The 15,085-nt window shown below is 34.1% G+C and carries 12 protein-coding genes and 2 tRNA genes; 7 read left to right on the top strand and 7 right to left on the bottom strand.

What is annotated here, in order from left to right:
* Window positions 1-66 precede the first annotated feature (66 nt).
* Genes X928_RS03860 through X928_RS03840 form a run of 5 tightly spaced genes read left to right on the top strand, consistent with a single transcriptional unit; the run spans window position 67 to window position 4,361 of the window.
* Window positions 67-1,965, top strand: coding sequence for a molybdopterin biosynthesis protein (locus X928_RS03860; protein WP_103078575.1), 1,899 nt, complete (start codon window positions 67-69; stop codon window positions 1,963-1,965).
* 18 nt (window positions 1,966-1,983) lie between these two features.
* Entirely contained in the window at window positions 1,984-2,955 is a 972-nt protein-coding gene (gene moaA, locus X928_RS03855) for a GTP 3',8-cyclase MoaA (protein WP_103078574.1), read from the top strand.
* Between the two features lie 2 nt (window positions 2,956-2,957).
* Window positions 2,958-3,440: a cyclic pyranopterin monophosphate synthase MoaC gene (gene moaC, locus X928_RS03850; protein WP_103078573.1), complete on the top strand. Its 483-nt coding sequence runs from the start codon at window positions 2,958-2,960 to the stop codon at window positions 3,438-3,440.
* Window positions 3,418-3,867: an MOSC domain-containing protein gene (locus X928_RS03845; RefSeq protein WP_103078572.1), complete on the top strand. Its 450-nt coding sequence runs from the start codon at window positions 3,418-3,420 to the stop codon at window positions 3,865-3,867. Before moaC ends, X928_RS03845 begins: the two co-directional genes overlap by 23 nt.
* Before the next feature lie 11 nt (window positions 3,868-3,878).
* Entirely contained in the window at window positions 3,879-4,361 is a 483-nt protein-coding gene (locus X928_RS03840) for a MogA/MoaB family molybdenum cofactor biosynthesis protein (RefSeq protein ID WP_103078571.1), read from the top strand.
* 27 nt (window positions 4,362-4,388) lie between these two features.
* Here X928_RS03840 and X928_RS03835 read toward each other — a convergent pair whose 3' ends face one another.
* From X928_RS03835 to X928_RS03805, 7 genes are read right to left on the bottom strand one after another with little or no spacing between them, the layout of a single operon-like run.
* A complete protein-coding gene (locus X928_RS03835; RefSeq protein WP_103078570.1) occupies window positions 4,389-6,368 on the bottom strand; it encodes a glycoside hydrolase family 13 protein in 1,980 nt (659 codons plus the stop codon).
* A gap of 2 nt (window positions 6,369-6,370) precedes the next feature.
* Window positions 6,371-8,200, bottom strand: a complete 1,830-nt coding sequence (abc-f, locus tag X928_RS03830) for a ribosomal protection-like ABC-F family protein (RefSeq protein ID WP_245857164.1) — start codon at window positions 8,198-8,200, stop codon at window positions 6,371-6,373.
* A gap of 16 nt (window positions 8,201-8,216) precedes the next feature.
* Window positions 8,217-9,179, bottom strand: coding sequence for an ABC transporter ATP-binding protein (locus tag X928_RS03825; RefSeq protein ID WP_245857163.1), 963 nt, complete (start codon window positions 9,177-9,179; stop codon window positions 8,217-8,219).
* Entirely contained in the window at window positions 9,136-9,588 is a 453-nt protein-coding gene (gene smpB / locus X928_RS03820) for an SsrA-binding protein SmpB (RefSeq protein WP_103078568.1), read from the bottom strand. The genes X928_RS03825 and smpB overlap by 44 nt, the downstream gene beginning before the upstream one ends.
* Before the next feature lie 45 nt (window positions 9,589-9,633).
* The gene (gene disA, locus X928_RS03815; RefSeq protein ID WP_103078567.1) at window positions 9,634-10,764 is read right to left on the bottom strand and encodes a DNA integrity scanning diadenylate cyclase DisA; all 1,131 of its coding nucleotides are present in this window, start codon (window positions 10,762-10,764) and stop codon (window positions 9,634-9,636) included.
* Window positions 10,765-10,768: 4 nt separating this feature from the next.
* Complete coding sequence (radA, locus tag X928_RS03810) at window positions 10,769-12,115, bottom strand: DNA repair protein RadA (RefSeq protein WP_103078566.1); 1,347 nt, start codon at window positions 12,113-12,115, stop codon at window positions 10,769-10,771.
* Complete coding sequence (locus X928_RS03805) at window positions 12,112-14,604, bottom strand: ATP-dependent Clp protease ATP-binding subunit (RefSeq protein ID WP_103078565.1); 2,493 nt, start codon at window positions 14,602-14,604, stop codon at window positions 12,112-12,114. The genes radA and X928_RS03805 overlap by 4 nt, the downstream gene beginning before the upstream one ends.
* 292 nt (window positions 14,605-14,896) lie before the next feature.
* On the opposite strand from X928_RS03805, the gene X928_RS03800 reads away from it, so the two are divergent.
* Together X928_RS03800 and X928_RS03795 are read left to right on the top strand one after the other, a co-directional pair.
* Window positions 14,897-14,972: transfer RNA gene (locus X928_RS03800), tRNA-Thr, on the top strand.
* Between the two features lie 18 nt (window positions 14,973-14,990).
* Window positions 14,991-15,077, top strand: a tRNA-Tyr gene (locus tag X928_RS03795).
* The last annotated feature ends 8 nt before the right edge of the window (window positions 15,078-15,085 follow it).

The raw sequence follows: 15,085 nt of genomic DNA, 5'->3' as shown, positions 1-15,085 counted from the left end.
GCGGGGCGAAGGGGCGCTATATAAGAGCTTTTCAAGGTAGTAAATTGAATTCAAGAAGGTGGATAAATGAGTAAAATATATTTAGAAAAAGTCTCTTTAGAAAACGCTAAAGAAGAATATTTTAAGATTTTCAAAGATTATTTTGTTGAAACAGAGAATATTAAAGTTGAAAATTCTAGCGGTAGAGTTACAGGAGAAGCTATATATGCAAAAAGGTTTGGGCCACATTATTATGCTTCCGCAATGGATGGTATAGCGGTTAAAGCTTCAAATACATATGGAGCCAGTAAAACGAATCCATTAATGTTGAAAAAAGGGTTAGATGCGGTTATAGTTGATACTGGAGATCCGATTCCAGAAGGATTTAATGCGGTTATAAAGATAGAAGAAATAAATGATGAAGGCGATTTTTACATAATAGAAAAAAGCGCTACACCATGGCAAAATATTAGAGCTATTGGAGAAAGTGTGATGAAAGGGCAATTAATGTTCCCGGTAAATCATATGATACGGCCTTATGATGTGGGAGCTTTATTAGAAGCAGGTGTGAAAGAAATTAATGTCAAAAAAAAGCCTTTGATAGGGATCATTCCAACGGGTGATGAAATTATCCCTCCCAATCAGGAACCAGAAAAAGGCCAACTTGTTGATTTCAATTCGACTATAATGAAGCTTTATGGCGAACAATGGGGAGCAAAAGTTTCAATCACAGAGATCCTCCCTGACAAATATGAAGATCTCAAGAAAAAAGTGTTGGACGAGGTAGAGAAAAACGATATTTTGGTCATTATAGCTGGTTCTTCTGCCGGTAGGGAAGATTATACTGAGAAAATTTTAAATGAGGTGGGAAGAGTAATTGTGCATGGCATTAATATAATGCCAGGTAAACCTGTTATTCTAGGTATTATAAAAGGCAAGCCGGTAATTGGTATACCTGGTTATCCCCTCTCTGCGTTGCTGAATTATTATATTTTTGTACGGACACTTGTGTATCAGATGCAAAGTTTGGGCGTTCCAGAAATGCCATATATAAATGCGGTTGTTCGTAGAAAAGTTCCTTCACAAGTTGGGTTGGAAGAATTTTTAAGGGTTAATTTAGCTTTTATTGAAGGAGAATACGTAGCTGTTCCTAGAAAAAGGGGATCGGCTGCCATGGAGTCACTGGTGAATGCAGATGGTATTATGCCTGTCCCAGAAAAATCTGAAGGAATAGGTATCAGAGAAAAGGTGAAAATATATATTTTGAAACCCATCTCCTCCATTTCAAAAAACGTGTTGTTCATTGGAAGCCATGATTATTCATTAGACATATTGGTTAATGAAATAAAATCTCAAAAACTTGGATTTGACTTTAACATTCAATCTGTGGGGAGTATGGGAGGGTTGATGTCGCTCAAAAGAGGTGAGTGTCATTTGGCAGGGGCCCACCTTTTGGATCCACAAAGTGGAACGTACAATAAAACTTACGTTAAAGAGATTTTAAGTGATAAAAAAGTAACAATGGTTAATTTAATTTGGAGACAACAGGGTTTAATTGTACCAAAAGGTAACCCTTTGGGATTGGAAAAGATAGAGGATTTAAGCCGTCCAGATATTAACTTCATCAATAGACAGAAAGGTTCAGGTACGCGTGTATTACTAGACTATTGGTTGAACAAAAAGGGGATACCTTCAAAATCAATTAGGGGATACGAGAGAGAAGAATTCACCCACACTGCTGTTGCAGCAGCCGTTGCAAATAAATCCGCAGATGTAGGATTAGGGATAAAGGCAGCTGCCGATGCTATGGATTTGGATTTTATACCTCTTTTAGAAGAAAGATATGATTTTATAATTCCAACTGACTTTCTACAAGATACAAGGATGAAAAAAATTATAGAGGTGATTAGTTCTGAAAAGTTTAAAAATCAAGTAATTGCATTAGGTGGTTATAGGACAGATAATACAGGAGAAGTAATGTCATAAAAGGAGAGTTTAATTATAATGATTGATAAATATGGAAGAAGTATCGATTATCTTAGAATATCGATAACAGATAGATGTAATCTACGTTGTATTTATTGTATGCCACCTCAAGGTGTAACTTTCAAGCCCCATAGCAGTATTCTACGATATGAAGAAATAATCAAAATTGTTGAAGTAGGTACTGAACTTGGTATAAAAAAAGTTCGTATCACAGGTGGTGAGCCTCTTGTTCGACAAGGCGTAGTAGATTTAATCAAGGAGTTAAGGAAAATTTCTGCACTTGAAGATATTACTATGACAACCAATGGTGTTCTTCTACCAAAATATGCTTTTGCTTTGAAAAGGGCAGGTTTGTCTAGGGTTAACATAAGTCTTGATTCTTTAAATCCCGATACCTATAAAACAATTACTCGAAGGGGCGAGTTTTCACAAGCAATTGAAGGGATTAAAGCAGCACTTGAAGTTGGCTTAAGTCCAGTAAAGATTAATACAGTTGTGATGAAGGGTTTAAACGATAGTGAATTGGAAAGTTTTGTCGAACTCACAAAGGATAAAGATCTACACGTGAGATTTATTGAATATATGCCTATGGGTGAAACAAGCCTTCTTTCTGGTAATTATTATGTATCTCTAAACGAATTCAAGGAAAAAATTATCAATAAGATGGGTATGGTCCCTGTAGATATAAAAAATAATGGCCCTTCAAAGGATTTCAAAGTCCCTGGGGCAAGGGGAACTGTAGGGTTTATCACCGCTATTAGTCATAACTTTTGTTCAACATGTAATCGGATGAGATTAACCGCTGATGGATTTTTGAGGCCTTGTCTTGCCAGCGATGTTGAAGTAAATATGCGCGATGAAGATGGGAAGATTTCTACAGAAGGTGTGAGAGAAAAGTTTGAAAAAGCTCTTCTTTTTAAACCCATCAGTCACAACTTTTACAAAAATAATTTCTTCCCAAAGAAAAATATGTCTCAAATTGGAGGATAGGTATGAAAGAATTTACTCATATAGACGAAAAAGGTAGGGCAAAGATGGTTGACGTTACAGATAAAGGCGAAACCAAAAGAGAAGCTATAGCCTATGGACAAATAAAGCTAAAAGACTCAACCCTTGAAAGGATAAAGAATGGTCAGATAGAAAAAGGAGCTGTTTTAGAAACTGCAAGAGTGGCTGGAATTATGGGTGTCAAGAAAACAGCTGAGTTAATCCCAATGTGTCACCCTTTGTTGATAACCGGCATAGATATAAAATTTGAATTTGAAAATGCTACAACTTTAGGTATCTACGCAACGGTGAGAACAACAGGCAAAACGGGGGTTGAAATGGAAGCATTTACTGGTGTTTCAATAGCGGCTTTAACTGTGTACGATATGTGTAAGGCTGTAGATAAAGATATGGTGATTAAAAATATAAAATTACTCAAAAAGACTGGAGGTAAAAGTGGAACTTATGTTAGAGAAAACGGTGAGTAAAGAAGGTAAAGTTGTCAAAGTTTGTAAATGTGAGAAAAGAGGAATGCTCAAAAAAGAACAAGATAAAATAAACATTATAACTAACTATGGTGTAGAGGGTGACTATCATGCAGGAAGAAGTCATAGGCAAGTCAGTCTGTTGGGCGTAGAAAGTCTTGAAAAGATAGTAAAAGAAAAGAATTTAAATTTAAAAGATAAATATTGCAACTTCGCACAGAATATAACCATAGAAGGGATAGAGTTATACAAATACCCTGTAGGAACCAAATTTAGAATAGGTGAAAGTGTATTACTCGAAATTACCGAAATAGGGAAAGCAGGAGAATTCAATCCTGATAATATAATGCTGACAGAGGGGATCTTCGCCAAAGTTTTAGAAGGAGGCATCGTGATTCCGGGTGATAAATTAACAATTGTTTCAGAGTAGGAGGGGAAGTAATGATTAAAGTAGCAATAATAACAATAAGTGATAAAGGATCAAAGGGTTTAAGACAAGACAAAAGTGGTGAATTACTAATTAAGATGATTGAAAAGGAAGGTTGGATTAAAACTCTTTACCTAATAATTCCAGATGAAAAAGAAGAAATAGAACAAAAATTAAAAGAAGTATCCGACAATAATATTGCAGACTTAATACTCACAACAGGAGGAACAGGTTTTGCTCCAAGAGACGTTACGCCAGAGGCTACGAAAAACATTATCGAAAAAGAGGTTCCGGGAATTCCGGAAAAAATCAGATATGCCACAGCGGAGAATACCCCAATGGCATATCTTTCTAGAGGAGTTTGTGGCATTAGAAAATTTACTCTAATTATCAATTTTCCAGGTAGCACTAAAGCGGTTAAAGAATGTTTTGAAGCCATTAAAGATCTTATCCCACACGGAATTAATATTTTAAAGGGTGAGATAACAGAACATTAAAAAAGCCATATATGCAAGCAAGGAGAATCAATTAATTTTAAATACAAAAGCAATTTTCTCTGGAATTTTCAGAGATTTTTTGCCATCAGTATAAGAATTATCGCCTAAATTGAAATCTTTTGTAGAGAATAAAAGGTTTAGTTCGCCTTCTTTTTTATCGAGTAGCCATAATGGCAGTTCAATACTAATTTCTTTTTCCTCCCTATTTATAACGGTGATTATACTTTCACTTTCATTCCATGAAGCGTAAGATACGTATCCTCCATTCCAATCAAGAAAATCAAAAGAACCTTTTCTCAATGCTGGATGCTCTTTGTACATTTTAATTAATTCTTTTGTGGAATTAAACAACATTTTATTTTCTTCACTTTCTTTTCCCCAAGGGTAAGGTCTCCTATTATCGGGGTCTGTCCAACCTTCCAAACCTATTTCATCACCGTAGAATAATCCTGGTGATCCTGGAAGAGTAAACATTGTGACTAATCCTATTTTGAAAACATCTAAATCCTTTCCAAGGGAAGCTTCTTCATGAGTTTTTGGTCCCAATCTCCCAACTTTTCGTGTGGTTCTTGTCATCCATCTAGAATGATCATGATTGCTCAGTTGGTTTAAAGCAATAAATTTACTATTCATAGGTAATTGAGATAAGGCCCATCTGACTGAATTAACGAAATATTCAGCATTTTTTAAGAGCTCAGGTTTATGATGCTCGTTGTGTTTTTCATTGCCTGTAAGAAAATAACTAACAGGATCCATGCAGGTTATATAATTCATTATGGAATCCCAGCATTTTCTTTCTAACCAAGCAAGAGGTGATTTATAAATTTCTGCAAATATTATAGATTCAGGGTTTGCCTTTTTTACAACTTTGTAGAAGAATCTCCAAAAAGCTGTGTTCATTTCAAAGGATTTACCTAAATCGTCTGCAACATCGAGTCTCCATCCATCTGCATTGAAAGGTTCGCTTACCCATTTTTTTCCAATATCTGCTATGTATTTCCATAAACTGATATTTCCGTAATTCAATTTTGGTAAGGTATGAAAGCCCCACCAACCCTCATAACTTTTTTGGGTGTTGTTCCAATAAAAATAACTTTTGTAGGGAGAATCTTCGTTATGTAGACTACCTTCACCATATAAATCTATTTCGTCTATCCATTTATGAAAAGAGCCACAATGGTTGAAAACACCATCTAAAATAACTTTTATATCTTTTTCATGAGCTTGTTGAATCAAAAGCCTTAAAATTTCGTCGCTTTTTTCAAGATTCTTTATAGATGTAGTTCTGACTTTGTACTTTTCGTTCAGATCTTCAGAATCTTCCTCTATAACCCCAAAATGAGGGTCTACATGTTCGTAATCTTGAGTATCATATTTGTGTGGACTTGGAGAAACAAAGATAGGGTTTAGGTAAATCGTTTCCACTCCTAAATCTTTTAAGTAATCAATCTTTTCTAAAACTCCTTGTAAATCTCCGCCATAAAACTCTCTATGACCATTTTTAGGATCTGGCAGTGAGTTCCAATCTTTTTTTAAAACTTCTTGACCATCATATTGATACTCATGGGATACTGGATCATTTGTTTCATCTCCGTTTTTGAATCGATCAACAAATATTTGATAATATATAGAACCATGGGACCATTTTGGAGTTTTAAAATCTGCGACGAGTACAAAGTCATGAATAGCACGATTTTCTACAATACCCATAGCGTCATAGAACATTTTTTTGCCCTTTTCTATTAAATCTATTTCGAAATGGTACCTAACAATTCTATCTGGCATTTTGAAAGTACTTTCAAAAAAATAAAAGTAAGTAGTTTCTTTTGAGAGTTGCATTGGTTTATGTTGATAATTTTTTGAATTTTTTTGAGGAGTAAAGATAACACTTCCGATGCTTTTACCTAGGTATTTTGGGATTCTTAGCTTAATCGTGACATGGTCATCTATACTTGGTTCTTCTGGATAAAGATAGGAGTTGGTTTGATCTGAATATATGCCTTTCATGATTAACCTCCGTAATTATTGTTTGAGATTTTAGTATGGTGATTTAATTCTTCTACATATTTACTTTCCAATTTTTGCAATTTTGTAAGTTCTTTTTCTAATTTGTTTTTTTCTTCAATTAATTCTAACACCTTAGTATAATCGTCCCCATATTCAAAAAGTTTAGCTTCAACTGAATCTAAATTTTCAAATAGCAATTCCGATTCTGCCCTGATTCGTGATATTTCCTTATTTAAAGTTTTTATTCTGTTTTTAACTCTTTTATTTTGTCTGTATTCTTTGTTTACTTTTTTTTCTTTTTTTATTTTAAAAGAGTTATTTTTTATTTCTTCTAAAAGAGGTTGAATATTTTCAGATATTTTGGATTTTCCGTTGTCTATCAAAAGAAATTTGTTGGCGATATTCTCAATAAAAGATTGATCATGTGAGACAAATATGATGGCTCCTGAGTACTCTTTAAGTGCTTGCTCCAAACTTTCAATTGTTAGGATATCTAAATGGTTGGTAGGTTCATCCAATATCAAAACGTTTGGCTTCTCAAGTAAAATTTTAGCTATTGCCAACCTTGTGAGTTCTCCACCAGAGAGTTCACTTACTTTTTTGAACACTTCGCTAGAATAGAATCCAAATCTCCCGAGATACTTTCTTACTTCGAAATCTTTCCAATCCTTTACCAATTCCCACGTTTCATTTAGGACGTCAGATTCTTGAGAGAGATTAGATATAACTTGATCTAAATATCCGATTTTGATATTGTATCCCCATTCAATGCTCCCTTCATGATTTTCTAATTCATCTATCAATAATTTTAGTAAAGTGCTCTTTCCGCACCCATTTTTTCCTAAGATGGCTAATTTTTCTTCTTCGTAGAGTTCAAAAGAGATGTTTTTTAATAATTGTTGTTCTTCGTTGTAGGAAAAAGAAAGATCTTTAACTTCTACAACCTTGTAACCAGTTTTTGTGGGTTGTGGGATTTTTACATCTATACCTTTTTCTTCTTCGATGTTTTGAATCTCTTGGAGTTCATTTTTCAACTCTTCTAATTTTCTTTCGCGGATTACTGCTTGTCTGACCATTTTTTCTGTTCCCCAACTTCTGTAACGCTCTATCATTCTTTCGAGTCTTTCGATCTCTTTTTGTAAGTTCTGTTTTCTTGAATTTACTGAATTTATATAAATTTCACGTGATTGGATGTATTCTTTGTAAGTTCCTTTGAATTCCCATATCTTTGAATTGTTTATTTCCCAATATTTGTTACATAACTGTTTTAAGAATGTCCTGTCATGGGATACTATAACCATCGCACCTTTGTAATTTTTGAGATAGTCGATTAACCAATCAATAGAGTAGAGATCCAGGTGATTAGTAGGTTCGTCAAGAAGTAATAAATCATTTTTTTCAGAAAGTGTCTTTCCGAGGGATAATCTAGTTAATTCACCACCACTTAAACTAGAAACATTTCTATCCCATTGGCCTTCTTCAAAACCAAGTCCTACTAGCAAACTCCTAACGTTCTTATCGACCATATGTTCAGGTGTATTTTTTGAGACGCTTTCTTTTAGAAAGTCATACAAAGTAGGATCTATTTTATTTAAATCTAATCTATATTGCTTTAAAAGAGATATATTTAAATCATTTTTCTTGAGCACTCGTCCTTCGATAGGCTCAAAATTTCCTGAAATAATATTCAATAAAGTAGTTTTTCCGGCTCCATTTTTACCTATTAAAGCGATCCTATCGTTTTGATTTATAACCAAGTCGACATCGTAAAAAAGGTAAAATTCACCGAAATTATGTGATACATTTTCGAGTCTTAATAGCAAACTTATCACCTTAAGTATTTGATTCCTATGGTTGATTTGGGGTGGATATTATATAAGAATATATGTCTTCCAAAGTTGGACGTAATTTTCTTATCGAGACGTTAAAATTATCCATTGTAAATGAATTATCTTTTGAATCAATTATTAATTTTTCTTTGGATACGGGTTTTATTGCCAAAACATCTGAGAGATCTTTTAAATAGGTTAATATTTTTTCATGGTCTTTTTCATCAAAAGTTAATTCGTAAATATTAATTATAGAATCGAATCTTTTGTAAATATTTTCTATATTGTCTTTAATAACAATTTTTCCATCTATGATTATCCCCACACTTGTAGCTAATTGTTCAACTTCCCATAGATAATGGGATGTTATCACTATTGTTGTTCCATTTTTGATGTTTTCGTTTAATATATAACGTCTTATAAACCTGGAGGATTCAACATCTATGGCATTCGTTGGTTCGTCCAACAAAAGTATTTTTGGGGATTTTAATAATGCCCTAGCTATATTCAGCTTCTGTTTATTACCAGAAGAGAGGTTTTTTGTTAATTTGTTTTTATATTTTTCCAATCCAAAACTATACAAAAATTCGTTAATTTTTTTATCACTATTTTCGATATTTGAAGCTAAAGAAAACAATTTCAAATTTTCATAGGGGGTTAAATCGTTTTCCAATACAGAATAATCAGAGACTAAAGAGATCACCTTTCTAAGGCTTGGTTTGTTTTTGGAAAGATCTTTTCCGAGTATTTCCACCTTTCCTTGTGAAGGAGTTAAAAGAGTGGAAATAGTCTTCATAATGGTAGATTTGCCTGCACCATTGGGGCCTATAAGTCCAAAAATCTCTCCTTCATTAATTTCTAAATCAACATTATCAACCGCAACCGTTTTCCCAAATCTTTTTGTTAAACCATTAATTGATATTGCTGATGAGACTTTTTCAGATATTTTCATATTTTTGTTGTTTTCTAATTCTCCTTTCATACTCTTTTTCTGCAATCTTTTCGCGCTTATCGTATTTTTTTAATCCTTTAGCCAAAGCAATTTTAACCTTTATCAGTCCTTTATTGTTAACATAGAATTCGAGGGGAATTATCGTCAAACCTTCCTGTTTAACTTTAGATCGCAAACGCCTTATTTCTTTTTTATGAAGTAAAAGTTTCCTCGGCCTTTCTGGATCGTGATTGAATATGGATGCCCCTGAATAAGGGCTAATGTGAATATTGTATAAAATTAATTCTCCGTTTTCTATTTTACAGAAACTATCTTTGAAATTAATTTTTCCTGCTTTGCTGGATTTCACTTCTGTACCCATCAAAGAAATCCCTGCCTCGAAGGTTTCTATTATTTCATAATCGTGAGTAGCTTTTTTGTTTCTTGCAAGAATGGTTATATTCCTTCACCTCTAAAAACTATATTATTTTTTATAATATTAACTTCAAACGCGATAACTAGTATCTTCCTCTTTTTCTTTATTAATTATTTGAGGAGGTTCCTGTTCTAATTCTTCTTTTTCCCTTTTCTTTTTGTTCAACGCCCCCAAGATTATTTCCGCCCTTCTTTTACCTATTCCGCTTACATTTGTTAATTCTTCGAATGTGGCGTTCATTAATTCTTGAAGGTTTGTAAAACTTTCCACAACTTTTTTTACCGCAGTAGTTGGTAACCTGGTAGAATAAAGGATTCTATAACCTCGTGATGTTAAAGTTGTTTCCTCCAGATCATCTTCAGATGAAACATCAATATAACCCAGAGTTTTTGCTATTTTGAAGGGATCGACTAAATCGTTAAAGTCTAATTCTTTGAATATGCTTGTGGCATCTTCGGGTCTTTGATACTTTAAATTTTCTGAGCTGTAATCCATTATAACAGCGCCCACATACTTAGGGATTGTTCTTAAGATTTCTTCATATTCTAATTTTGCGCTTCCAGCAATTTCTCCCAATTCTAATAAGTATTTTTCGGCTCTTTGTACAATTTTTATTGTTAGTAAACCTTTGGAGAGTATCTCCACAACATCAGATAGGCTTACATTTTCCCTTGTCTCTTCGATATTTAGATAGTCTAAAAGGTTCATAAAGCTCTGTCTGTATCTTTGTGCAATGGTAATTTCTTGATTTAATCTAGCAAACAAAACATTTTCGGGTAGGAGCTCATATTTCATTTTATTATAATACACTGAAACAATATTCCTTCTTTTAGAAACCGCAACGGTTAAATCTCCCGTTTGAATAGACACTTTTTCTGCGGTTTTGTGTCTCATGCCGGTTTCTGAACTGGGAATGCTTTTATCAGGGTTAAGCTGTGTGTTTGCTGCAAGAATTTGAGTTCCATCGCTATTTAAGACAATAGCTCCATCCATTTTTGAGAGTTCATAAATTTTTTCAGGCAAAAAATCCGAATCGAGTCTAAAACCCAACTGTATTAGTCCTTCTTTAAGATGCTTTTCAGGTTGTGAACAAAAAAACAATAATGCCCCCAAGTTTGCTTCCATTATCCTGTCTATACCTTTTCTAATAGGCTTTCCTGGAGCCAACAAATCAAAAATTCTTTCTAATTTTTCATTCAAAATTTTATCCCCCTTTTTTAAATAATTTTATCAAATCTTTTACACTTTCTGCAACTACAATAGAGTTTTTTTTAGGGGAAAGATTCTTTGGAATAACTATATTGTTAAAACCAATTTTCTGTGAAAGCTCCAACCTTTTTTCTAAAAGAGGAATACCCCTTATTCTTCCATCTAAACCTATTTCTCCAAAGGCTATCGTCGAAAAAGAAAGGGGTGTATCAAATGTCGAGGAGATTAAAGATAAAGCTATGGCAACATCCATTGAACTGTCACTGATTCTTAGCCCTCCTGCGCTGCTGACAAATATATCTTTACTTTCCAATGGGAGCTTCAACTTTTTGGAAAGTACTGCAATTATCATTAAAAGTCTATCTAAAGGTATACCCGAAGTAACCCTTCTAGGGGACCCATACACAGGGTTGCTGACTAAAGCTTGTATCTCTATGGGAAGCAATTTTTGACCAACTTTTACTATAGTTAAAGTGTTTCCCGACTCATTTGAATAATCAGATAAGAAAAAAGAATTTATGTTATCTATTGGTTTTAAACCTTTTTGGGTTATTTCAAATAAAACAACTTCATCTGTAGGGCCGTACCGATTTTTAGCCACTTTTAAAAGCCTTAGTCCAGATCCACCTTCCAATTCCATTTGAAGAACACAATCCACCATGTGTTCTAACACCTTTGGGCCAGCGATAGCTCCTTCTTTGTTTACATGACCTACCAGAACTATAGGGATATTCTTTTTTTTAGCGTATTCTACCATCTTTCTAGTACTTTCCCTTACTTGGAGAATACTACCAGGTGAGGAATCAATACTGTCTATTTTTAAAGTTTGAACAGAATCTATGAAAATAACAGAAGGGGTTATATTAGACTTTTCTATAGCATTAAGTATAACATCCACATTATTTTCGAATATTAATCCTATATTTTTATTTCTTATTTCTAGCCGTTTAAATCTTTGAACGACTTGTTCTGTCGATTCTTCGCCGGAAACGTAGAATATAAATCCTTGAGGTATCTGAATAGACTTTGCGATTTGTGCCAATAATGTGCTTTTTCCAATACCTGGATCTCCACTCAGCAAATAGACCGCACCTTCCACCAACCCACCGTTTAACACATTATCAATTTCTTGAAAATTAGTAGGGATCTTTTTTGCTGGAGGAAGCTCTTGATCAAGAAAGACTATATCTGGAACTTTAAGGTTTCCAGTATTAATAGTAACATCCGCGGTATTGTATTCTACCGCGGACTCTAATTCGTTACAAATAGGACATTTTGCGAACCATTTATCCGATTCATAACCACAATTACTACATACATAATGTTTTTCAGATTTTCTCAACTATTAACCACTTTCTTTTCCATTTGTTTCTTGCTCTTCGGACTTCTTCTGAAAGAAAGATTATCTTTAGATTTTTTGTGAGTTACAAGTATTTTATCTCCTTCTTCATATTTTCCTTTTAATAACTCTTCGGACAAAGGATCTTCAATATATCTTTGTATAGCTCTTTTCAATGGTCTTGCTCCAAAAACAGAATCATATCCCTTTTCCAGTAAGAAATCAATAGCGCTTTCTTTAACGGATAATGTAAGATTTCTTTCTTCCAATCGGCTTTTTAGGTCGCTTAGTTGAATGGATATAATATTTTTGAGTTGATTTTTAGTAAGCGGGTGAAATACGATAACATCGTCTAATCTGTTTATGAATTCGGGTTTGAATGCTTTCTTCACTGCAGACATTACCTGCTGTTTGATATCTTTATATTCACTTTCTACCGTGTCTTCTTCTACAAAACCTAAACTTCTCTTAGTTTTATTAATCTGTTCAGAACCAAGATTAGAGGTCATAACAATTATCGTGTTTCTGAAGTCAACCGTTCTTCCTTGAGAATCTGTTAATCTACCTTCATCCATTATTTGCAAAAGAATATTATATACATCCGTATGTGCCTTTTCTATTTCGTCCAGTAAAATTACGGAATACGGTCTTCTTCTTACAATTTCTGTTAACTGCCCTCCTTCATCGTAACCGACATATCCTGGAGGGGCACCTACAAGCCTTGAAACGCTAAATTTCTCCATGTATTCACTCATATCAATTCTCACTAAATGTGTTTCATTTCCGAAAAGATATGCTGCTAAAGTCTTTGCTAATTCGGTTTTTCCAACGCCAGTTGGTCCTAGAAACATAAATACACCTGTTGGTCTTCTTGGATCTTTTAATCCACTTCGTGCCCTTCTTATAGCCTTTGCAACTGATTTTATAGCTTCATCCTGCCCTACCACTCGTTCATGTAATACGGCTTCTAAATTCAATAATTTCTCCATCTCTTCGAGACGTAATTGTCTTAAAGGGACACCGGTCCAATTGGATATTATTTCAGCTATATCCTCTTCGTTTATTGGAATTATTTTATTTTCAGCTTCAGTTCTCCATTTTGAGTATTCTTCTTCGTACTTTTCTTTCATATTTTTTATCTTTTCCTCAGTTTCTTCTTCAAAGTCCGGATCATTTCTTTTACTTTCAAAATCTGCTATCTTTTCAGATTGAATTTTTAATTTGTTGGGAAGTGTTAGAGCGCTTAAACGCGCTTTAGCCCCAGCTTCATCAATAACATCAATCGCTTTATCTGGTAGATGTCTATCTGTAATATACCTTACTGAGAGTTGTACAGCTGATTGAATTGCAGAATGTTGATATTTAACTTTGTGATGCTCCTCATATTTGGATTTTATACCAGATAAGATGTTTATAGTCTCTTCAATAGTCGGTTCAGTCACATATATTTTTTGGAAACGTCTTTCGAGGGCTGGATCCTTTTCGATAAATTTCCTGTACTCACTTGCCGTGGTAGAACCTATAACAGTAATTTCTCCATTTGCTAAGGCTGGTTTTAATACATTCGCAGCGTCCATGGAAGAACCCTCTGCTGCTCCGGCTTCTACAATCATATGTAGTTCATCGATAAAAAGAATAATATCTTCAGTTTTTTGCAATATTTGCATCAATTTTTTCATTCGTTTCTCAAATTCTCCTCGATATTTTGTTCCGGCTACTATTGAAGTAATATCCAAGGAGAAAATAGTTTTATTTTTTAAAATCTCTGGTACTCGGCCTTCTACAATTCTTTGTGCCAAACCTTCAACTATTGCGCTTTTACCTACGCCTGCCTCGCCTATCAAAACAGGATTATTCTTTTTTCGTCTAGCCAATATTTCCATTATGCGGTTTATTTCTATTTCCCTTCCAATTATAGGATCCAATTTATGTTTCTCAGCTTGTGCGGTTAAATCAGTTCCGTATTCTTCGAGTTGCTTAAGTGCATTTTGTTTTTGGCGCTTTCTTTCTTCTGACTCTTCGGTTTTAGCAATCTCCATTTTTCCGGATGATCTCCCTTTTATCATCATATCTGTTAGTTCTTTTCTCATCAAAGTTAGATTTATTCCGGAACGCTTCAATATATGAGAAGCTATTCCTTCTGCTTCTCTACAGATACCTAAAAGAAGATGTTCTGCGTCTATCTTGCCAAAACCCATGAGTTCAGATTCATCGTATGCCAACTCTAATATTCTTTTTGCTCTTGGGGTAGGTTGTGGAGAACCTATTATTCCTTGGGTAGAATTTGTACCAACAACATTTGTTATTTCCATTTTTATAGAATTATAGTACAAATTAAATTCCTCAAATACAGTATCTAAATGGCCTCCTCCAACTTTTAACAGTCCCAATAAAATGTGTTCTGTTCCAACATAGGGGTGTCCCATCTGTTTTGCTTCATTTTGAGCCTCAATAAAAACTTTTGCAGCTCTTTCTGTAAAATTATCAAACATGTCTACTCTCCTCCTTTGCCGTGCACATAAGCAACAGAAACTACCAATAAGTTCGCGTCGCTCTCTTATAGAAATATTATTATTTGCTATTTTTTATATCCTCATTTCACTATTATTGTACCATGAATATTGTTAAAAACAAAATATGTAAAGATAAATTCTTTGTTATTAGATTTTTTGATAACAATCATCTATCAAATTAAAGTACAATTTAATATATTTTTAACTTAAAATCCATTGACAACGTTTTTTTGGTTTGATATAATCAACTTCAGTTGGTAAATAACTGATTGCCGATGTAGCTCAACTGGCAGAGCGGCTGACTTGTAATCAGCAGGTTGGGGGTTCAAGTCCCTTCATCGGCTCCACTGTTTCTCGGATATCATGGTGAGGTGCCCGAGTGGCCAAAGGGGGCGGACTGTAAATCCGCTGGCAGACTGCCTTCGAAGGTTCGAATCCTTCCCTCACCACCATTTATATT

Source organism: Petrotoga miotherma DSM 10691 (genome assembly GCF_002895605.1).
Classification (GTDB): Bacteria; Thermotogota; Thermotogae; order Petrotogales; family Petrotogaceae; genus Petrotoga; species Petrotoga miotherma.
The sequence above is the reverse complement of the archived record's forward strand: the minus strand, read 5'-3'. Positions and strand labels throughout refer to the sequence as shown.